A 257-nucleotide genomic window follows, 5' to 3' on the forward strand; every position below is an offset into this window, starting at 1 on the left:
GTTGACGATAAGCCCTAGCTTTTCTTCAATGAATTTGGACACTGACCTCATAACTCGTTTGGCAGACATCTCACTTTTAACCAGGATAATACAATCATCTGCATAACGTACGAAGTTAAGACCACGGCTTTCCAGTTCCTTGTCTAGCTCGTTAAGCATGATATTGCTTAATAGTGGAGACAAGTTTCCTCCTTGCGGAGTACCTATTACTGTTTCTTTGTAGTCGTCATCTATTTGTACACCACTCACTAAGAACC

Annotated in this window: 1 protein-coding gene; it reads right to left on the reverse strand. The window is 40.9% G+C overall.

The window, feature by feature from the left end:
- On the reverse strand, positions 1 to 257 hold a 257-nt coding region (locus tag AC4GZ8_RS26505), incomplete at both ends, for a reverse transcriptase domain-containing protein (protein ID WP_491084840.1).

This window comes from Metabacillus sp. RB-C-LZQ-3-1 (assembly GCF_058315175.1).